This is a genomic window from Tenacibaculum pacificus (assembly GCF_027941775.1).
Taxonomy (GTDB): domain Bacteria; phylum Bacteroidota; class Bacteroidia; order Flavobacteriales; family Flavobacteriaceae; genus Polaribacter; species Polaribacter pacificus_A.
This window is the reverse complement of sequence record NZ_CP115917.1, coordinates 112,013-133,138: the sequence shown is the minus strand read 5'-3', so window position 1 is coordinate 133,138 and position 21,126 is coordinate 112,013. Positions and strand designations below refer to the sequence as shown.

At 28.4% G+C, this 21,126-nt stretch carries 19 protein-coding genes and 2 pseudogenes; 8 read left to right on the top strand and 13 right to left on the bottom strand.

What is annotated here, in order from left to right; translation table 11 throughout:
* Positions 1-131: 131 nt before the first annotated feature.
* The 4 genes from PG913_RS00595 to PG913_RS00575 all read right to left on the bottom strand — a co-directional run bounded on the left by PG913_RS00595 (position 132) and on the right by PG913_RS00575 (position 4,043).
* Positions 132-911 carry an alpha/beta fold hydrolase gene (locus tag PG913_RS00595; RefSeq protein ID WP_271231155.1) on the bottom strand — a complete coding sequence of 260 codons (780 nt, stop codon included), beginning with the start codon at positions 909-911 and terminating at the stop codon, positions 132-134.
* Positions 912-996: 85 nt separating this feature from the next.
* Positions 997-1,500: a DUF3575 domain-containing protein gene (locus PG913_RS00590; protein ID WP_271231154.1), complete on the bottom strand. Its 504-nt coding sequence runs from the start codon at positions 1,498-1,500 to the stop codon at positions 997-999.
* Between the two features lie 209 nt (positions 1,501-1,709).
* Positions 1,710-3,815 (bottom strand): ferrous iron transport protein B, encoded by a 2,106-nt coding sequence (feoB, locus tag PG913_RS00580; RefSeq protein WP_271231152.1) that lies wholly within the window; start codon positions 3,813-3,815, stop codon positions 1,710-1,712.
* Between the two features lie 3 nt (positions 3,816-3,818).
* Entirely contained in the window at positions 3,819-4,043 is a 225-nt protein-coding gene (locus PG913_RS00575; protein ID WP_271231151.1) for a FeoA family protein, read from the bottom strand.
* 124 nt (positions 4,044-4,167) lie between these two features.
* Here PG913_RS00575 and PG913_RS00570 point away from each other — a divergent pair, with 124 nt between their 5' ends.
* The 3 genes and pseudogenes from PG913_RS00570 to PG913_RS00560 all read left to right on the top strand — a co-directional run bounded on the left by PG913_RS00570 (position 4,168) and on the right by PG913_RS00560 (position 7,594).
* Complete coding sequence (locus PG913_RS00570; RefSeq protein ID WP_271231150.1) at positions 4,168-5,319, top strand: DNA polymerase III subunit; 1,152 nt, start codon at positions 4,168-4,170, stop codon at positions 5,317-5,319.
* 74 nt (positions 5,320-5,393) lie between these two features.
* Positions 5,394-6,807, top strand: a pseudogene (locus PG913_RS00565) (ATP-binding protein).
* A 4-nt stretch (positions 6,808-6,811) separates the two neighbouring features.
* Positions 6,812-7,594, top strand: a complete 783-nt coding sequence (locus PG913_RS00560) for an enoyl-CoA hydratase/isomerase family protein (RefSeq protein ID WP_271231149.1) — start codon at positions 6,812-6,814, stop codon at positions 7,592-7,594.
* Positions 7,595-7,797: 203 nt separating this feature from the next.
* On the opposite strand, the gene PG913_RS00555 is transcribed toward PG913_RS00560, so the two are convergent.
* Together PG913_RS00555 and PG913_RS00550 are read right to left on the bottom strand one after the other, a co-directional pair.
* Entirely contained in the window at positions 7,798-8,454 is a 657-nt protein-coding gene (locus PG913_RS00555; protein WP_271231148.1) for an HD domain-containing protein, read from the bottom strand.
* A gap of 78 nt (positions 8,455-8,532) precedes the next feature.
* Complete coding sequence (locus PG913_RS00550) at positions 8,533-9,522, bottom strand: aspartate-semialdehyde dehydrogenase (protein ID WP_271231147.1); 990 nt, start codon at positions 9,520-9,522, stop codon at positions 8,533-8,535.
* Between the two features lie 227 nt (positions 9,523-9,749).
* Between PG913_RS00550 and trhO the strand changes: the two genes are divergently transcribed.
* Positions 9,750-10,781, top strand: a complete 1,032-nt coding sequence (gene trhO / locus PG913_RS00545) for an oxygen-dependent tRNA uridine(34) hydroxylase TrhO (protein WP_271231146.1) — start codon at positions 9,750-9,752, stop codon at positions 10,779-10,781.
* A gap of 39 nt (positions 10,782-10,820) precedes the next feature.
* On the opposite strand, the gene PG913_RS00540 is transcribed toward trhO, so the two are convergent.
* The 6 genes and pseudogenes from PG913_RS00540 to rplU all read right to left on the bottom strand — a co-directional run bounded on the left by PG913_RS00540 (position 10,821) and on the right by rplU (position 14,738).
* On the bottom strand, positions 10,821-11,585 hold the full coding sequence (locus PG913_RS00540) for a sensor histidine kinase (protein WP_271231145.1): 765 nt from the start codon (positions 11,583-11,585) through the stop codon (positions 10,821-10,823).
* Between the two features lie 136 nt (positions 11,586-11,721).
* A complete protein-coding gene (locus PG913_RS00535) occupies positions 11,722-12,393 on the bottom strand; it encodes a tetratricopeptide repeat protein (protein ID WP_271232107.1) in 672 nt (223 codons plus the stop codon).
* A gap of 59 nt (positions 12,394-12,452) precedes the next feature.
* Positions 12,453-12,725: a hypothetical protein gene (locus PG913_RS00530; RefSeq protein WP_271231144.1), complete on the bottom strand. Its 273-nt coding sequence runs from the start codon at positions 12,723-12,725 to the stop codon at positions 12,453-12,455.
* A 3-nt stretch (positions 12,726-12,728) separates the two neighbouring features.
* Positions 12,729-13,463 carry a LytR/AlgR family response regulator transcription factor gene (locus PG913_RS00525; RefSeq protein ID WP_271231143.1) on the bottom strand — a complete coding sequence of 245 codons (735 nt, stop codon included), beginning with the start codon at positions 13,461-13,463 and terminating at the stop codon, positions 12,729-12,731.
* Positions 13,464-13,818: 355 nt separating this feature from the next.
* Positions 13,819-14,078, bottom strand: a pseudogene (rpmA, locus tag PG913_RS00520) (50S ribosomal protein L27).
* Positions 14,079-14,114: 36 nt separating this feature from the next.
* Positions 14,115-14,738, bottom strand: a complete 624-nt coding sequence (rplU, locus tag PG913_RS00515; protein ID WP_271231142.1) for a 50S ribosomal protein L21 — start codon at positions 14,736-14,738, stop codon at positions 14,115-14,117.
* A 207-nt stretch (positions 14,739-14,945) separates the two neighbouring features.
* Between rplU and PG913_RS00510 the strand changes: the two genes are divergently transcribed.
* Both PG913_RS00510 and PG913_RS00505 read left to right on the top strand, forming a co-directional pair.
* A complete protein-coding gene (locus PG913_RS00510) occupies positions 14,946-16,259 on the top strand; it encodes a M16 family metallopeptidase (RefSeq protein ID WP_271231141.1) in 1,314 nt (437 codons plus the stop codon).
* Between the two features lie 21 nt (positions 16,260-16,280).
* Positions 16,281-18,329, top strand: coding sequence for a M16 family metallopeptidase (locus PG913_RS00505; protein WP_271231140.1), 2,049 nt, complete (start codon positions 16,281-16,283; stop codon positions 18,327-18,329).
* Positions 18,330-18,384: 55 nt separating this feature from the next.
* Here PG913_RS00505 and PG913_RS00500 read toward each other — a convergent pair whose 3' ends face one another.
* On the bottom strand, positions 18,385-19,257 hold the full coding sequence (locus PG913_RS00500; protein WP_271231139.1) for a DMT family transporter: 873 nt from the start codon (positions 19,255-19,257) through the stop codon (positions 18,385-18,387).
* A 92-nt stretch (positions 19,258-19,349) separates the two neighbouring features.
* Between PG913_RS00500 and PG913_RS00495 the strand changes: the two genes are divergently transcribed.
* On the top strand, positions 19,350-19,949 hold the full coding sequence (locus tag PG913_RS00495; RefSeq protein ID WP_271231138.1) for a cation transporter: 600 nt from the start codon (positions 19,350-19,352) through the stop codon (positions 19,947-19,949).
* Between the two features lie 85 nt (positions 19,950-20,034).
* Complete coding sequence (locus PG913_RS00490) at positions 20,035-21,057, top strand: COX15/CtaA family protein (protein WP_271231137.1); 1,023 nt, start codon at positions 20,035-20,037, stop codon at positions 21,055-21,057.
* The last annotated feature ends 69 nt before the right edge of the window (positions 21,058-21,126 follow it).

The following is a 21,126-nucleotide window of genomic DNA, read 5'->3' as shown; positions in this document are numbered from 1 at the left end:
ATCCGTCAAACTGAATTTATTTCAGTTTCACATCCTGATTTTCCGTAGTTCTTAGTTTTATGCGATGCTGAAATAAATTCAGCGTGACGTTTATATCTAAAAAATACTTTATTTAAAATTTAAACAGGCTCTTAATTCTCAATAAATTTATGTAGCATTTTTAGAAGTTCATCCTTGTTTTCAATATGACTCATATGACCGCCTGAAAGCTCGTAAAAAGGGGTTTTTGTTCGATTTGCTTCCTCAATAATTGTGTGATAATTAAGTATAGAATCATTTTTCCCTACAATTATCAACCGTTTATCAACATTTTGTAAAACAGCTTCTTTGTTTTCTCTTAATCGCATTCCTTCGGTTGCGGCGATATATCCTTGAACAGGTGTTTGTAAAGCTTGTTTTTTTATTTCAGCAATTTCTGTTGCAAATTGAGTGCTGGTTTGAGCACTAAATAAGTTTGAAATAGACATTTTTACCAAACTTTTATAATTCGTTTGTGCCATTTTAGACGCTCTTAATCGTAGTTTTTTACGTTCTTCAGAGTCGGATTGCGCACTCGAATTTAACAAACAAATTCCTTTTATTTTCTTCGGATATTTCTCAGTAACCGCTAAAGAAACATAGCCTCCCATAGAATGCCCAATGATATAAAAACTGTTGATATTTAAGTTTTTTAAAACTGCTTTTACAGCCTCAGCCATATCGCTCATAGTATGAATATAACCGATACATTCCGTATTTCCGTGACCTAATAAATCAATACAAATAACACGGTTTTTATGACTTAAAGAAGTTGTAATTTCACGCCACATCATAGCATTTTCAAGAAAACCATGTAATAAAACAATCGTATTTCCTTTGCCAATATCAGTATAAGCTACTTTACTATTTTTATGAAAAATAAATTTATCCATTTTACAAAAATAGTATTCTTTTAAAGTATCGGCATAAAAAAACTCGCTTAAAGCGAGTTTTTCTAATATTTTAAATACTTATAGATTAAAATCTATATCCTAAATTAACACCAACTCTTGGCACAATTGAACGAGATTTTGAAGTAAACATATTTCTTCCTAAACCACCATAAATATCAAGAATAAAACCTCCTGAAGATACATATTTAGCACCAACCGCTAACCCTAAAGCAGCATCAGTATATTTTTCAATTTTCTTAATATCAGAACCTTCAATAGTTAATTCGTTTTCTCCACCATTAACACCTAAAAATATTTCACCAAAATAATTCCAGTTATTACTATTTTTAAAATAATGACGAAAATAAGGAGTAATCATCCATTCTTCATTATATCTGAAATCTGCTGATTTTTTCTCTAAATTAAATAATGTTGAAAGTCCTACTGATGAACGTTCAGTAGTATAATATTCATAAGAAACATTAAGTGTTTTAAGTGCTAAGGCATCAGTTATTGAAACTTTAGCTTCTTGTTGTGCTTGTGTAAATGAGCTAATAAATAGTACAGCTATTAAAAGTATTTTTTTCATTTTTAATTTTTTAATTATTTTTTTACTGATATCAATTATAATACCACAAAAGTACATTAATTGATAATCTATAAGAAAAAAAGATGATTTTTTTTAAGAACAATCACAATCAGTATTACAATCTTTTTTCTTTTTACTCTTGATGAAAAACTTTTTTATCAAAAATAATACCGCTAAACCGACTGTTATATATGTAATAATTTCTTGCATTAACGAAGTATTTGATAAGCTAAAAAAGCTGTTAAATAAGCCAAAGAACCCATACCTACAAGTTGTATTATAGGCCATTTCCAGCTTTTAGTTTCTCTTTTAACAATTGCCAAAGTTGCCATACATTGCATTGCGAAAGCATAAAATAATAATAAAGATATTCCTGTGGCAAAATTGAAACGTTTTTCACCAGTTTCATTATTTATTTCTGATGCCATTTTTTGTTTGATAGTAGAAATATCATCATCATTATTTTCAACACTATAAATAGTTGCTAATGTTCCTATAAAAACTTCTCGTGCGGCAAATGAAGCTATCAATCCAACTCCTATTTTCCAATCATATCCTAAAGGTTTTACAATTGGTTCGATTGCTTTCCCTGCAATTCCTATGTAAGAATTTTCTAATTTTTGAGAGGCTATTTTTTGTGATAACTCTGTTGATGACAACTTTTGATTCGCTATATTTTGAGTAACATTTTTTTCAGCATTTTTAAAATCCGAAGCTCCATTAGAAGCCAAAAACCACAATACGATTGATATCGCTAATATTATTTTACCTGCTCCAAAAACGAAAGCTTTGGTTTTTTCTAACACATCTAAAAACACATTTTTAACAGATGGAAGCTTGTAATTAGGCATTTCCATTACAAAAAATGAGCTACTTTTTATTTTTAATGTTTTATGTAAAATATAAGCTCCAAGAATTGCCGAGCCAAAACCTAAACCATACAACGCTAATAAAGTTAATCCTTGTAAACCTATAAAACCAAACAATTTCTTATCAGGAATTATCAAAGCAATTAAAATCGCATACACTGGCAAACGTGCCGAACACGTAGTAAATGGCGTTACTAAAATGGTAATTAAACGTTCTTTCCAACTAGAAATAGTTCTGGTAGCCATAATTGCTGGTATCGCACATGCCGTACCCGAAATTAAAGGAATAATACTTTTACCGCTCATTCCAAAACGGCGCATAATTTTATCCATTAAAAACACCACTCTACTTATATAACCTGTTTCTTCTAAAATAGCGATGAATAAAAATAAAATAGCTATTTGCGGAATAAAAATAATAACTCCTCCTATTCCTGGAATAATTCCTTCGGATAATAAATCGGTAAACATACCTGCTGGTAAATTTGATTTAGTAAACTCTGAAATGCTAGCAAATAAACCATCAATAAAATCCATTGGAGCTGATGCCCAATCAAAAACCGATTGAAATATCAATAATAATAATCCGAAAAAAATAAGATATCCGAATATTTTATGCGTAAAAACAGCATCTAATTTAGCACGTAAATCAGTTGCTTTTGAGGCATCAATAGTATAAGTTTCTTTTAATATTGAATTAATTTTCTGATAACGAAAAATTGTTTCTTTATGCTGATATTTTTTTTGAGTAGAAACATCGCTTCCAAACGATTTCAATTGCTCTTTTTCTTCGGATGAAAGTAAAGATGTATGTTGTTTTGTAAGCATCATCCATAATTCATAGGCTAAAAAACGAGTGCTTACTTTGGCTAATTCATCAAAATATGTTGTATCAATTTTATGAGATAATTCTTTAAAATCTGAATGTATTTTTAAAGAATTATAATTTTCAATTGCTTCTTTTAAAGTATCAATTCCTTTATTTTTTCTTGCTGATATTAAAACAATTTTAGTATTTAATTGTTTTTCTAAATTTTTAATATCAATTGATATTCCTTTTCGCTCCATCTGATCAGCCATATTTAAGGCTAAAATTATTGGAATTTCTAAATCTTGAATTTGAGAAAAAAGTAATAAATTTCGTTTTAAATTTTCAATATCGGCAACAATTACAATTACATCTGGCTTTTCATCTTCATTAGAATTTAACAAGCTTTTTAATACAATACTTTCATCAATAGAAGTTGGATTGATACTATAAGTTCCTGGTAAATCGGTAATAATTGCAGTACTATTTTCTGATATTTTACAAGTTCCTTGTTTTTTATCAACTGTTACTCCTGGGTAATTTCCTACTTTTTGATGTAAGCCTGTTAATTGATTAAATAATGATGTTTTTCCTGTGTTCGGATTTCCTATTAAAGCTACTTTAATACGCTTACTCATTATTTATATTTTAGTAATTACAATTTTACTTGCCGTTTTTTTTCGTATTGCTAAATGACTTCCATTTACACAAATATATAATGGATCTTTAAAAGGCGCAATTTGTAACAACTCTACTTCTATTCCTGGTAAACAGCCCATTTCTAATAATTTCAAAGGAATAATATCTAAACATTCTTCGGATATAATTCCTCTCTCACCGATTTGTAAACTTGCAATTGAATTCAAAATAACACGTATAATATTGACTCGCAAAGATACCACAATAGAATGATTCTAAACAATAAGATTTTAACAATCTCCTATTTCTTTTATTGGTTGTTCTCTGTATTTGAAATCTTATATTTGTAGTATGACTTTCGATGAAATTATAGGACAAGAACATATAAAAAAACATTTACAGCAATCTGCTGATAACAACCGAATTCCACACGCCCAACTTTTTGTTGGTAAAGAGGGTTCTGGTACATTACCAATGGCAATTGCTTACGCTCAATATTTATTATGTAGCACATCAAATAATGCAGATTCTTGCAATTTAAAATGTAGCAAACTACAACATCCCGATTTACATTTTGCATTTCCTGTAACTACCAACGATGCTGTAAAAAAGCATCCTGTTAGTGATTTATTTTTATCTGATTGGCGATCTTTTGTTGAAAAACAACCTTACGGAAGTCTTTTTAACTGGTCTAAACATATTGGAATAGAAAATAAACAAGGGCAAATTGGTGTTGATGAAGCCTTAGATATTGTTAAAAAACTACAATTAAAATCATACGAAGGTGGTTTTAAAGTGATGATTATTTGGATGGCAGAAAAAATGAACATCGCCGCTGCAAATAAATTATTAAAACTTATTGAAGAACCGCCTAATAAAACAGTTTTTATTCTGATAACTGAAGATGAAGAGCAAATTATCAATACGATAAAATCTCGTTGTCAAGCACTTTATTTTCCTGTATTAAGTGATACTGATATTGCAAAAACCTTAGTTAAAAATGAACGTGTTTCTGAAAATGAAGCCATTAAAATAGCGCATCAATCCGAAGGAAATTACAACAAAGCATTACATATTTTAAACAATAATTCTAATGATTTAATTTTCGAAGAATGGTTTATTACTTGGATTCGTGCAGCTTTTAAAGCAAAAGGAAATGCAGCGGTTATTCAAGATTTAATTCAATGGTCTGAAACTATTTCAAAATCAGGAAGAGAAACACAAAAACAGTTTTTACAATATTGTTTACAGTTTTTCAGACAAGCATTATTATTAAATTACGGAGCACCCGATTTAGTGTTTTTAGAAACAAAAACAGCTAATTTTCAATTATCAAAATTTGCACCTTTTGTACATAGTGGTAATATTTTAATTATCGATAAAGAAATAAATGATGCTCAATATCATATCGAAAGAAATGGAAATGCTAAAATAATTTTATTAGATTTATCAATTAAATTAACACGTCTTTTACATAGTAAAGAAGAAAAAATTCAAGTCTAATTATAAATAACATTAAACCATACAATTTGCTAAAAATCAACAACATATCACTACGAATTAGAATTTTCTTATCAATGATATTATTGGTACTATTAGCATCAGTTTTAATTGTTACGGTAACTATAATTCAATATGGAGAACAAACGGAAGATTATAATATTCAACGTTTTAATAGAAAAGAAAGTGCGACAAAACACGATATAGAAATCGAATTAAAACGCAAAACAACCTATCCGATTACTACTGATAATTTAGCTAAAATATTTCAAGATCGTATTTATGATATTGCCTATGTTCATAAACTAACAGTATCAATGTACGATATGAATGGACTGCTTTTAAAATCATCTATTCCATATAATTTTGATAAAAAAGAAGGTGAAAATTTAACTTCTGAAATTGTAATAGAGTTAGCGAATAATTCAAATCATAAAATTTTAAAAAGTAGGACAGATAAAGGAATTACTTATCAATCATCATATACTTATATAAACGATACACGTTTTAAACGAATTGGACTTTTAGAGTTACAAATAGCTCAAGATAACGAAGAGCAAAAACAAGAATTACGTGAATTTATATCTCGTTTACTCCTTGTTTATTTACTGATGTTTATTATCGCAATTTCATTAGCTTATTTTTTATCGAGCTATATTACACGTTCTATTCAAACGATTTCAGAAAAAATTAAAGAAACTCGTTTAAATCAACGAAACGAAAAAATCACTTTAAACTCTGCTAGTTCAGAAATAAATTCTTTAGTTGATTCGTACAATAATATGATTGATCAATTAGAAGAAAGCGCCGTAAAACTTGCTAGAAGCGAACGAGAACAAGCTTGGAGAGAAATGGCAAAACAAGTGGCTCAGTGAAATTAAAAATCCGCTAACACCAATGCGTCTTACCGTACAAAGTTTTGAACGACGATTTAATCCTGAAGATCCTAAAATCAAAGAAAAATTAGCCGAATACAGCGAAACGCTTATTCAACAAATTGATGTGATGAGCTCTATTGCTTCTGCTTTTTCTGACTTTGCAAAAATGCCAACACAACGTCGTGAAAAATTAGATGTTGTTGATGTTGTTAAACATTCATTAGATATTTTCACAGAAAATTATATCTATTACATACCTAAAGAAACTGAGCTTTTTGCATATTTAGATAAAACACAATTAATTAGAGTTGTAACAAATTTAGTTAAAAATGCTACGCAAGCTATTAAAGAAAATGAGAAAAACCCGAGGATTGAAATAAAAGTAACATCCGAAGGAAATAATGTTAAAATAATAGTTTCTGATAACGGAAAAGGAATTACAGTTGAAAATAAAGAATTAATTTTCGAACCTAAATTTACCACAAAAACAAGTGGAATGGGCTTAGGTTTAGGAATGATAAAAAATATAATTGAAGCATATGATGGTTCTATTACTTTCACTTCAACCGAAGGAATTGGAACTGTTTTTACCGTAATACTACCTAAAACTTAATCAAATGAATTTCGAAAACATTTTAGTAACAATTACTGATGGATTAGCAAAAATTACAATTAATAGACCTAAAAAACTAAACGCCTTAAATAGCGCTACCATTAATGAATTAAGTACAGCTTTTGAAACTTTAGAAGATAATATCGCTGTAAAAACAATAATTATCACTGGAAGCGGAGAAAAAGCATTTGTAGCTGGTGCTGATATTTCAGAATTCGCAAATTTCACAACAGAAGAAGGTGAAAAATTAGCTCGATTAGGACAAGAATCTTTATTTGATTTAATCGAAAATTTATCAACTCCCGTAATTGCAACCATTAATGGTTTTGCTTTAGGTGGCGGATTAGAATTAGCAATGGCTTGTCATTTTAGAATAGCATCAGATAATGCAAAAATGGGATTACCAGAAGTATCTTTAGGCGTAATTCCTGGTTATGGTGGTACACAGCGCTTACCTCAACTAATCGGTAAAGGAAAAGCGATGGAATTAATAATGACTGCTACAATGATTTCTGCTGATGAAGCAAAACAATGGGGATTGGTAAATTATGTAGTTCCTCAAAATGAATTATTGCCATTGGCAGAAAAACTAGCTGGTAAAATAATGCGCAATTCATCGGTTGCAATTAGTGCAGCTATTAGAGCCATAAATGATAATTTTAAAGATGGAATTAATGGTTTTGAAACTGAAATAGTAGAATTTGGAGATTCTTTTTCTACCGATGATTTTAAAGAGGGTACAACAGCCTTTTTAGAAAAAAGAAAACCAAATTTTCCTGGAAAATAAAACACATTTATTTTAAATATAAAAGCATCTAAATTCGAAAAAATCTAGATGCTTTTTTTTATTAGGGGATTAATTTTTTTAAAAAAGAATTCGGGGGGCTTAATTGCTTATTATAAATATATGAATTTAATATCAAAAAACATAATTTAATAAGAAAATAACATTAAACAACTAAATAAAATACAAAAACAACAAATAAAAAACTACTTAAACCCATTAAATTCATTTAGAAATTGATCTAAAAAAGATTGCATATAATTATGTCTATCTTTGGCTATTCTCTTTCCTGCTTTAGTATTCATCTTATCTTTTAAAAGTAATAACTTCTCATAAAAATGATTGATTGTAGGTGCCGTAGAATTTTTATATTCGGCTTTTGTCATCTTTAAATTAGGTGCTATTTCAGGATCGTATAAGGCTCTATTTTTAAAACCTCCATAGTTAAAACAACGTGCTATTCCTACAGCTCCTATTGCATCTAATCTATCTGCATCTTGAATTACATCTAATTCTGGCGAGGTAAATTTTTCTCCTTCAGATAAACTTGTTTTAAAAGAAATATTGTTAATAATATTTTCGATATGAATTATTATTACTTCCTTCACTTTTTGATATTCTAAAAATTTACGTGCCATTTTAGGACCAACAGTTTCATCTCCGTTATAAAATTTAGCATCAGCAATATCATGTAATAAAGCACCTAGCGATACTATAAAAACATCAACATTTTCATCCTTAGCAATTAATAAAGCATTTTTATAGACACGTTCTATATGAAACCAATCGTGTCCTCCTTCTGCTCCTGCTAACGTTTTTTTTACAAAGGCAATCGTATTTTCTATTATCTGATTTTCATTCACGCCTCAAAAATAAAAATCCTGTGTTAAAAACACAGGATTTTAAATATATAAAACAAATCATTAAACTAAAAACAATGTTTAAATCAATTTATTAGCAACTAAATATTCAGCAATCTGAATGGTATTTGTTGCTGCTCCTTTACGTAAATTATCAGCAACAATCCACATATTTAAAGTGTTTGGTTGCGATTCATCTCTTCTAAGTCTACCAACAAAAACCTCATCTTTATTATGTGCTAAAATAGGCATTGGATATACATTATTTTGTACATCGTCTTGTACAATTACGCCATCAGTTTTACCTAATAACTCACGTACTTTAGCTAAATCGAAATCATTTTCAAATTGTACATTAACAGCTTCTGAATGCCCACCTGCAGTAGGAATTCTAACAGCTGTAGCTGTTACTGAAAAAGAATCATCACCTAAAATCTTTTTAGGTTCTTTTACCAATTTCATTTCTTCTTTGGTGTATCCGTTTTCTAAAAATACATCACAATGAGGTAAAGCGTTTCTTCCTATTGGGTGAGGATATACCATTTCGCCATCGATTCCAGCTTCTTCATTATCTAATTGTTGAACAGCTTTAACACCTGTTCCAGATACTGATTGATACGTTGAAATTACGACACGTTTCATTTTATATTCCTTATGTAAAGGACCTAATGCCATTACCAACTGAATTGTTGAGCAATTAGGATTTGCAATAATTTTATCTTCGCTAGTTAAAACATCTCCATTAATTTCAGGAACTACTAATTTCTTAGTAGGATCCATTCTCCATGCTGATGAATTATCAATAACAGTAGTACCTGCTTCGGCAAATTTTGGTGCCCAAACTAATGAAGTATCTCCTCCTGCTGAAAATAAAGCAACATCAGGTTTCATATCAACGGCTGTTTGTAAACCTACAACACTATATTCGGTACCTTTAAATTCAATTTTATTTCCAACTGAACGTTCTGATGCAACAGGAATTAATTCTGTTACAGGAAAATTACGTTCTGCTAATATTTCTAACATTACATTACCTACCATTCCGGTGGCCCCTACAACTGCTACTCTCATTTTTTAATTATTAAATGTGTTACTAAAAACTAATCTATACTCGCACAAAGATTTAAAAAAATCAAGTTACTTGTATCTGTTTTTTTAGATATTTTAAGTTAAAGTTTAAAAAATATCAAATTAATGTTAAAAGTGTGTTTTTAAACACTAAAACACAAAAAAATAGTACATTTGTATTGATTTTTAGATAAATCAACATATTTTGTATAACTTAAAAAAAGTATAGCATGCAACTGTACAACAAGTTAAGCGCTAACGAACGCGCTGCTTTAATCGACGAAGCGGGAAAAGACCGTATTACTATTTCATTCTATCAATATTATAAGATAGAAAACCCTCAACTTTTTAGAGATAAATTATTCTTAGAATGGAACGAATTAGACGTTTTAGGAAGAACTTACGTTTCTTACGAAGGTATTAACGCTCAAATGTCTGTTTCTTCAGAAAATTTTTTAGCCTTAAAAGATCAACTAGATTCCATTTCATTTTTAAAAGATATTCGATTAAACGTAGCTGTTGAGCACGATAATAAATCGTTTTTAAAATTAAAAGTAAAAGTTCGTAACAAAATTGTTGCTGATGGTTTAAATGATGAAACTTTTGATGTAACCAACAAAGGTGTGCATTTAAATGCCAAAGATTTTAATGAAATGCTAGCAAATCCGAATACGGTTTGTGTAGATATGCGAAATCATTACGAAAGTGAAATTGGTCATTTTGATGGCGCAATAACTCCAGATGTTGATACTTTTAGAGATTCTTTAGATATTATTGAAGAAGATTTAAAAGATAACAAAGAAGATAAAAACTTATTAATGTATTGTACTGGTGGAATTCGTTGCGAAAAAGCATCAGCCTATTACAAACATAAAGGTTTTAAAAATGTTTTTCAGTTAGAAGGCGGAATTATTGAATATACTCGTCAAGTAAAAGATGAAGGAATTGATAATAAATTTATCGGTAAAAATTTTGTTTTTGATCATAGAAGAGCTGAACGAATTACTGATGATGTAATTTCTAATTGTCATCAATGTGGTAAATCTTGCGATGAACACACAAATTGCGCTAACGAAGCCTGTCATTTATTATTTATTCAATGTGATGAATGTTCAGAAAAAACAGAAAATACGTGTTCAACCGATTGTCAGGAAGTTATTCAACTATCTTGGGAAGAACAAAAAGAATTACGAAAAGGCACACATGCTAGTAATAAAATCTTCAAAAAAGGACGTTCTGAAGTTCTTAAATTTAAGAAATAAAACTATTTAAAAGCGCTCTTTTCGAGCGCTTTTTTTATTTTAAACTAAAGGTATTTTTAACGATACTTTTGTTCCTTTTACTTTTCCTTTTTCATCAATTAAATCAGTATAAATTAACGAATACTCCTTTTCAAATTGAATTGAAAAATTCTTTAATCGTTCTTTTGTTAAATCAATTCCTATTGATTTTCTATTTAAAGTTTTATTACTTTTAATTCTGAAAGCTGCTTCTCTACCAATTCCGTTATCTTCTATATCAATTTGAATAAACTCTTTTACCTGTTTATGAATAGATAATTGTACTTTTTTCTCTCCTTTTTTAGAAGATAAACCATGCCAAATAGCATTTTCTAAAAAAGGTTGTAAAATTAATGGAGGTATTTTAATCGTTTCTACATTTAAATATTCACTAATATCTTCGGTATATATTATGGCATTTGAAAAGCGAATATTTTCAATACTCATGTATAAATTCATTGTTTTAAGTTCCTCTCCTAAAGTAACTTCTTTTACATTACTTGATTCTAAAATTTTACGAATTAATTTTGAAAATTTATTTAAATAAAATACAGCATTTTTTTGGTCATTATTAATAACATATAATTTAATAGAGTTAAGTGCATTAAAGACAAAATGAGGATTCATTTGAATTCTTAATGCATCTTGTTCTAAAAGTAATATCTGTTTATCATTTTTTAATAAACGCTGTCTATATATCGAATATAATAAAACAGCAAATAAGACAATTAATATCAATGCTATGATTAAAATATTTCTGTTTTGTAAAAGTTTATTTTCAGCCATTTTATTTTCAATAGCTAAGTTTTTTATTTTATTGGTACTTACCTCAATATCATATTTATTAATAAGGCTATTTACATAGCGAATATTCTTATTCTTAAACCTTTTTTTTCTGTTTCAATTGATTTTTGATAGTAAATTAATGCCGATTTATAGTTTTCTTTTTTTTATTTAATTCTGAAAGATGCTGATAACAAATTATTAAACTTGACGAAATATCATTTTCTACCGAAATTTTAAGTGATTTACCTAAATAGTATTTAGATTTTTTATATTTCTTTAATTTTAGAAAAACCCAACCTAAAGTATTATATACTTCAGATAGGTAATATCTATTTCCTATCTTTTCAGCAAGAGAAACTACTTCAATAATATATCTATAAGCAATCTTATACTTTCCTTTTATAATTAAAACATTAGCAATACTATTATGACAAATTAACTTACCTAATTTATCTTTATTTAGTTCATTATATTTTAATGATTTTTGAAAGTTATCTAAAGCAATATCTAAGTTTCCTATATTTTTATGTGCAAACCCTATATTTTGATGATTAATAGCAATACCTCTAAGATCTTCTAATTGTTCTTGTATAGCAAGAGACTCTTTAAATTTATCTAAAGCTCTTTCATATTGTTTTAACGCTAAATAAATATTTCCGATACTATTAATAGCAACACTATGGATAACTTTAATATCAATCTTTTGTTTCTCTATTTTTGAAATAATATCTAAAACTTCTTGGTGATAATTTAACGCCAATCGAACTTTATCTTGCCTTCTATAAGCTACTCCTAACTGATTTAATATTACAATCTCTGCTTCTATATTATTTATTTCTTTTGCATCTTTTAAAGCTTCTTTAAACTTTAAGGTTGCTTTATCATATATTCTTTTTTTCTATAAGAATACCCTTGAATATTTTTTGCAAATATTTTTCCTAAAGGATAATTAACTTCTTTACTTTTTTCTAAAAAACTCTTTATTTTTTCATCAGTAAATGAAACTCCTTTAAAATGTTTTTTAAGTTTAAAGAAATTTACTTCTTTTTTATCTAAGGCAATCAACATCAAACTATCAATGTTTTTTTGAGATAGACAGTTGCTTGTAATAAATAAAATAGTTATGAATAAGAATTTCATTTTTTAGAACTTTTCTAAGAACTCAGACTTTCTTTGACGAGAAACAGGTATTCTGTGATTATCTTCTAAAATCACATATCCATCAGATTTTATAAACTCTTTTAATTTGTTTAAGTTAATAATAAACGAATTATGAATTCTAAAAAAATGATCATCAGGAAGTAATAAATTTATCTCTTTCAACTTTTTTGTTACCACAATTTTTTTATTATTAACAGTATGAATAGTGCAATAATTACCATCCGATTCAACAAATACAATTTCTGACTCTTGTAAAAATATTAATTTTCCGTCTGTGTTTATGGTAATTTTTCTTTTGTTAAATTTTTTATTGAAAGTTGATAATATTTGCTCAAACTTTTTGTCGCTTTTGTTTTTAATACGATAATTCTTAACTCTATTTAATGTCTCTTCTAAATCATCAGAGTCTACAGGTTTAAGAAGATAATCAATAGCTTGATTTTTAATAGCCTTTATAGCATATTCATTATAAGCAGTAGTAATAACTATTGCAAAATCTTTTTTATCTAATTTTTCAAGTAATTGAAAACCATCCATAGTTGGCATCTCAATATCTAAAAAAAGACAATCAATAGAATTATTATTTATATATTTTATAGCTTGTTCTGGTTCAGTAAATGTTTGTATTATTTCTAAATCATTATTAAAATTAGACAACTCCCAAGAAAGACCCTGTATTGCCTTGGCTTCATCATCAACAATTACAGCTTTTATCATAAAACAATTTTTAACTTCAAATATAATCGATATTAAGTTGAATAATAACACAAAAAGCTGGAAAACAACATTTAAAAGAACATTTTTTACCTAAAAAAATAAAATAAAAACCAGTTATACATAAATTAATACCAGTTATACATAAATTGCTTTATATATAATATTTTCGTCTCATATTTGTGATATACAAGGGTAATCATTTTGATAAATTGGGGGATTAATCAAAAATGAAACTAAAATTAAAGTATCGCTTTAAATAGTGATACTTTTTTTTGTGCTTATATTTTAAATTTAGAGCATAAAAAAGCTCAAACAACGAATTGTTTGAGCTTTAATTTATGTAGATAAAAATTTCTTAAGCCTCGAAAGGAACTATAGAAACATATGATCTATCATTTCTTTTCTTTCTGAATGTAACAACACCATCAACTCTAGCATGTAAAGTATGATCTTTCCCATGTAAACATTTTTACCTGGATTGTGCGTTGTACCTCTTTGACGAACAATAATATTACCTGCAATTGCAGCTTGTCCTCCAAAAATCTTTACTCCTAATCGTTTCGATTCTGATTCTCTACCATTCTTCGAACTACCGACACCTTTTTTATGAGCCATCTTATATTGATTTTTTTAGATTAAACTTGTACGGGATTATTTTTCAATTCCTCCGTCTAACTTGTCTTGTAACACTTTTAAAACATCCCACTCACCATCAGCAGCTAATTGTGCTTGTTTTGGCCAAGTAGTAGTAACTAAGTGAGATAAACGAGAACTAGCTTCTACTAAAATTTTACTTAATGTAGCTGGGTCTTGTTTTGCAACTTTCGCAAAAGTATCGATTCCTGCGTTTACTAAAGCTTGAGCAGCTTTAGGTCCAGCACCTTCAATCTTCGTTAAATCATCAGCTTTCGCAGCTTTCTTTGGAGCAGCCTTAGCAGCCTTTGGAGCAGCTTTAGAAGTACCAGAAGCAACGATAGATTCAATTTGAATCTCAGTTAAATACTGTCTGTGTCCGTTTTTCTTTTTGTAACCTTTTCTTCTTTTCTTCTTGAAAACGATTACCTTATCACCTTTTAAGTGACGTAATACCTTTGCAGTTACTCCTGCACCTGTTATAGCTGGGGCGCCAATAGTTACGTTCCCTTTGTCTTCAATTAGCATAACGTTCTCAAATGTTACATTTGATCCTTCTGCGTCTTGTAAACGGTGTACGAATACTTTTTGGTCTTGTGCTACTTTAAATTGCTGCCCTGCTATCTCTACGATTGCGTACATACTTTTTGTTTTGCGTTATACTTAATTATACACTTTCTTAATGAAAATGCGGATGCAAATATACGCATTTTAAGGCAACAAACAATCTAAAAGTCAGAAAATTACTCGTTTTTTTAATTGAAAAATATTTTATTTTTAAAGTGTAACAAACATATTTAAATTACGTCATATACTTCAATATCAATTAAAAATTTTAAAAAAAAATCAATGAAAAAAAGTATCACAACTCTTGCCATGACTTTGCTTATTAGCTTATCTGCTAATGCTCAAAAAGTTGCATTTGAAGAGTACGATTTAAGCAACGGAATGCATGTTATTTTACATCAAGATAAATCTGCACCAATAGTAACAACAGCAGTAATGTATCATGTTGGAGCAAAAGATGAACAACCTGACAGAACAGGAATGGCTCATTTTTTTGAACACTTATTATTTGAAGGTACAAAAAACATCAAAAAAGGAGATTGGTTTAAAATTGTTTCTTCTAACGGAGGAAAAAACAATGCAAACACAACTGATGATAGGACTTATTATTACGAAATATTTCCGTCAAATAACTTAGAACTAGGTTTATGGATGGAATCTGAGCGTTTATTACATCCTGTTATTAATCAAGGAGGTGTAGATACTCAAAATGAGGTTGTAAAGGAAGAAAAAAGAATGCGTGTAGATAATCAACCGTATGGAAAATTTTTAGAAAATGTTAAAAAGAACATGTTTAAAAAACATCCGTATAAAGGAACTACTATCGGAAAAATGAAACATTTAGATGATGCTACTTTAGAAGAATTTTTAGCTTTTAATAAAAAATTCTATGTTCCTAATAACGCTACATTAGTTGTTGCTGGTGATATTGACATCAAAAAAACAAAAAAAATGGTAAAAGATTATTTCAGTACAATTCCTAGAGGTGCCGAAATAAAAAGAACTGTTATAAAAGAAGACCCTATTACAACGCAAATAAATGCAAAAGCATATGATGCTAATATTCAAATTCCTGCTGTAATTAATGCTTACAGAACGCCATCAATGAAAACTAGAGAAGCTAGAGTTTTAGACATGATTTCTACGTATTTAAGTGATGGTAAAAGTTCAATTTTATATAAAAAATTAGTCGATACTAAAAAATTGGCATTACAAGTAGGTGCTTTTAGTTTTAGTCAAGAAGATTATGGAACTTATATTGTTTACGGATTACCATTAGGTGAAACTTCTTTAGCTGATTTAACAAAAGAAATTGATGAAGAAATTGTAAAAATTCAAACTAATTTAATTTCAGAAAAAGCATATCAAAAATTACAAAACAAGTTTGAAAATGAGTTTGTAAATTCAAATTCTAGCGTTGAAGGTATTGCTAATTCTTTAGCTCGATATAATGTTTTATACGGTGATACCGATTTAATAAATACCGAAATTGATATTTTCCGTTCTATTACTCGTGAAGAAATTAGAACTGCTGCAAAAAAATATCTGAACCCAAATCAACGATTAGTTTTAGAATATTTACCGAAAAAGAAATAAATCAAAAGACATTAATATATTATGAAAACAAAAATAATAGCACTTATCGCAATTTTAGCAGTGTCTTTTGCTACCACTGCACAGATAGATAGAAGTATACAACCTAAACCAGGTCCAGCTCCAAAAGTACAATTAGGAAAGGTTAAAAAATTTAAATTACCTAATGGCTTACAAGTTATTATGGTTGAAAATCATAAATTACCAAGAGCATCTGCAAGTTTAACTATTGATAATAGAGCCGTTTTTGAAGGAGAAAAAGCTGGTTTATCTAATATGATGGGCGATTTATTAGGTCGTGGAACTGCAAATATTACTAAAGATGAATTTAACGAAAAAGTAGATTATCTTGGAGCTCGTGTTAATTTTTATAGCTCAGGTGCTTCTGCTAGCTCTTTAAAAAAATACTTTCCTGAAATATTAGCTTTAATGGCTGATGGAGTTAAAAATTCACAATTCACTCAAGAAGAATTTGATAAAGAAGTTAAAGTTACTTTAGATGGTTTAAAATCAAATGAAAAAAGTGTTACAGCAATCGCAAGAAGAGTTGAAGATGCTTTAATTTATGGAAAAAATCATCCTTATGGAGAATTTACTACTAAAAAATCAATAAGTAATATTACTCTTTCTGATATCAAAAATAATTTCAACACTTATTACAAACCTAATAATGCATATTTAGTTATCACAGGAGATATAAATCCTTCGAAAACTAAAAAAATGGTTACTAAATTATTTAGCAATTGGAAAAAAGGAAATGTTCCTACTGTTGATTTTCCAAAACCTAAAAACGTTAGCGCAACTGAAATTAATTTTATTGATATGCCAAACGCAGTACAATCTGAAATTGTAGTTGCAAATAATATCGATTTAAAATTAGGTGATAAAGATTACTATGCTGCTTTATTAGCAAATAATATTTTAGGTGGCGGTGGTACAGCACGTTTATTTATGAATTTACGTGAAGATAAAGGTTACACTTATGGTTCTTATTCTAGTGTTAGACAAAGTAAAGTTGCTGCAACTTTTAAAGCAACAGCTAGTGTACGTAACATTGTTACCGATAGTTCGGTAGTAGAAATACAGAAGGAAATTTATAAAATCCGTTCTCAAAAAGTATCAGCAGAAGAATTAAAAAACGCAAAAGCAAAGTATGTTGGTAGTTTTGTTATGGAAGTTCAAAAGCCTGAAACTGCTGCTCGTTATGCTTTAAATATTGCTCGTTATAATTTACCTAGTAATTTTTACGAAAACTATTTAAAAAACATAAATGCTGTTACTTTAGATGATATTCAAAATACAGCAATTAAGTATTTTAAAGCTGATAAAGCTAGAATTATTATTACAGGTAAAGGACTTGATGTTTTAACTAATTTAGAAAAAATGTCTGACTATAGTATTAAATATTTTGATAAAGAAGGTAACAAAACAACAAAACCTGCAATGAGTTTGCCTATTCCTAAAGGTGTTAACGCTACATCTGTAATAAATAGTTTTTTTAATGCTATTGGTGGTAAAGATAAAATTGCTAGTGTAAAAACTTTAAAAGCTACTTCGGAAGCTAAAGTTCAAGGAATGCAATTAATTTTAGTTAAAAAAAGTGCTTTCCCTAACAAAACCTCAACAATTGTTTCAATGGCAGGAAATGTGATGCAAAAAGAAATTTTTGATGGAACAAAAGGATATCAAGAAGCACGTGGGCAAAAGAAACAATTAGAAGGTAAAGAACTTGAAGATGCAAAAAATAATGTATCTCCTTTTTCTGATGAAGCTTATAAAAAAGGTACTTTAAATAGAATAGAACCTGTTAATGGTAAAAATGCTTATGTAATTACTTTTGATAAAAAAGAGATTTTTTATGATGTAAAATCTGGCTTAAAAATTAAAGAGGTATCTGTAATGAAAGGACCTAAAGGTGATGTAAAAGTACCTTTAGAATTTTCTGATTATAAAGAAGTAAACGGAATTAAATTTCCTCATTTAATAATCCAATCAATGGGACCAATGAAAATGAACTTCGAATTAAAAGAAGTAAAAATAAATGAAGATGTTTCTGATGCTGATTTTCAGTAAAAGAAAAATCTAACACTAATTTTTAAGAGTCAAAACAGTTTGTTTTGACTCTTTTTTATTTCGCTTTATTTACCAACCAAACACCAAATAAAATAATTCCTCCAGAGAATAATTGAACTAAACTTAATTTTTCTCCATCAACTAATCCCCAAGAAACTGCCACAATCGGAATTAAATAAGTTACAGAAGATGCAAAAATAGGCGACGTTAAATGTACCATTTTATTATACAATACTTTTGCAATTCCTGTTCCTACAACAGCTAAAATGGTTATATATCCGAATGCTGTAGTCGTTTCATCATTTAATTCAACTGATGTAAAAAAACCTGAAAAAAACAAAACTAAAGAAGCAGGAATAATCAATAATAAAAAATTACCTGTTGTTATTGCCAAGGCATCTAAATCTGATAAATATTTTTTGATGATATTTACATTAAAAGCATATCCGATAGATGAAAAAACGACCAAAATTGCATACCAATAATTCTGATTTGGATTTAATTCAGCTCCTTTTAAAATCAAAATAAGTGTTCCTATCAATCCGACTAAAATACCTATAAATTGTTTCTTCTTAAAAGTAAATCCGAAGATTAAAGCTCCTAAAATAAAAGTATTAAAAGGTGTTAGCGAATTCAAAATAGCCGAAATAGAACTATCAATACCTTTTACAGCAAAAGCAAGTAAAAAGGATGGAAAAAAAGTTCCTAAAAAAGCCGTGTATAAAATATAAATTCTATGTTTTTTTTGAATTTTCTTAAGACTTTTAAATCCTATTAATAATAAAAAAGCTGCCGTAATTAATATACGTAACGCTCCTAATTGAATAGGTGTAAAAACAATTAATGCTTTTTTCATTAGAATAAAAGAACTTCCCCAAACAATTGCTAATATTACTAAGTAAATCCATTTACGTTGTTGACTATTCATTTTCAATACATTTAAGCACAAAATTCGTATATTAATATCTATAAAATTGATTTTATTAATAACTTTGCTAAATAACTTAATAAATTAAAATTATGAAAATTCAAAAAATAATATTTGCATTAGCTTTTGTTAGTTTTTTAGCTATTGGATGTAAAAATGAAGCAAAAAAAGAAAATACTCCGAAAGTAGAAAAAACGGCAGCAGTTGTTGACAAAAAAGATATTTCTTTAAACATTTCAGGAATGACTTGTGAAATAGGGTGTGCTAGAAAAATAGCTTCAGATTTATCTAAAAAAGAAGGAGTTTTAGAAGCAAATGTTATTTTTAAAGATAGTATTGCTAACATAAAATATGATGCTAACATTACTAACAAAGCAGATTTAATTTCTTTTATTCAAGGAATTGGTAACGGAAAAATGTATAAAGCTTGTCAGGTTGGAGCAAAATCTTGCAAAAAAAATAATACGGATAAAAAAGCTTGTGCTTCTAAATGTAAAAAAGAATGTGATTCAAAAACAAAAGGTGAGCATAAAATATGTAAAGCTGATTGTCAAAAACAATGTAGTTCTAAAGATGCTCATAAAAAAGCGTGTAGTAGTACATGTAAAAAAGAATGTTGCACTAAAAATGAAGCTGATAAAAAAATATGCAGTACTGAATGTAAAAAAGAATGCTGTACTAAAGATGCTTAATTTTTTATAATTTATATGATGAAGCTCCTCAAATGAGGAGCTTTTTTTATGCGTTTATAGTATCTTTGTAAAAACATTTCTTCTGATGAAAAAACACTTTCCTCTCTTAGTCAAAATTTCTTTAATTTCTGTATATATTATCTTTTTAGCAGGGTCAATAGTTCGTATGACTGGCTCTGGAATGGGTTGCCCTGATTGGCCAAAATGTTTTGGTTATTACATACCTCCTACTTCGGAAGCACAAATTACTTGGCATCCAAATACTGAGTACAAAGAAGGAATGATTATAGTTAAAGATGAAGTGCTTTTTGTTGCCGAAAACAATTTAAAAACATCCGAAAAATTTAATAATAGTAACTGGAAAAAATACACAAAACACAGTTACGCAAAATTTAATAAACTGCATACTTGGACAGAATATATCAACCGATTAGCATCGGTACTAGCAGGGTTTTGCTTTTTATTTTTAATTTACTCTTCACTTTCTTTTTGGAAAGAAAAAAAACAAATTACGCTGTTATCCTTCGGAGCTTTCTCTTTAATGCTTTTTGAAGCTTGGCTAGGTAAAACTGTAGTCGATTCTAATTTAAAACCGACTATTATTACCATTCATATGGTGGCTGGTTTAGTAATTGTTGGCTTATTATTATGGCTATTATTTATAGTTTCTGAACGTAAAAAAATAACCTATAAATACAATTCGTTATTTAATAAGTTACTGATTTTTTCGGTAGTATTTTCATTAATTCAAATAGCTATGGGAACGCAAGTTCGTCAGTTTATTGATGAACAAGTAAAACTTTATGGATTTGATAATAAACAATATAGTTTACTAAATCCGAGTTTTAAATTTTACTTTCATCGTTCATTTACCATTGCTATTGTGTTAGTAAACTTAGGAATGTTTTACTTAAATCAATTGAAAGATTTAGGTTACAAATTAGTAAACTGGATTGTAGCTTTAATATTTTTAGAAACCATTACAGGAATTTTAATGTATTATGCTGATTTCCCTTTAGGAACACAAGCTATACATTTGCTTTCTGGAGCTGTTTTATTTGGATTACAATTTTATTTATTATTACAAAGTCGTCGTGTAATAAGTTAATAAAAACTGTAACTATTTCTAGCCCCGATTGAAGCAATTGTTTGAGCTCTTTTTTTGATTTTTCTTCAA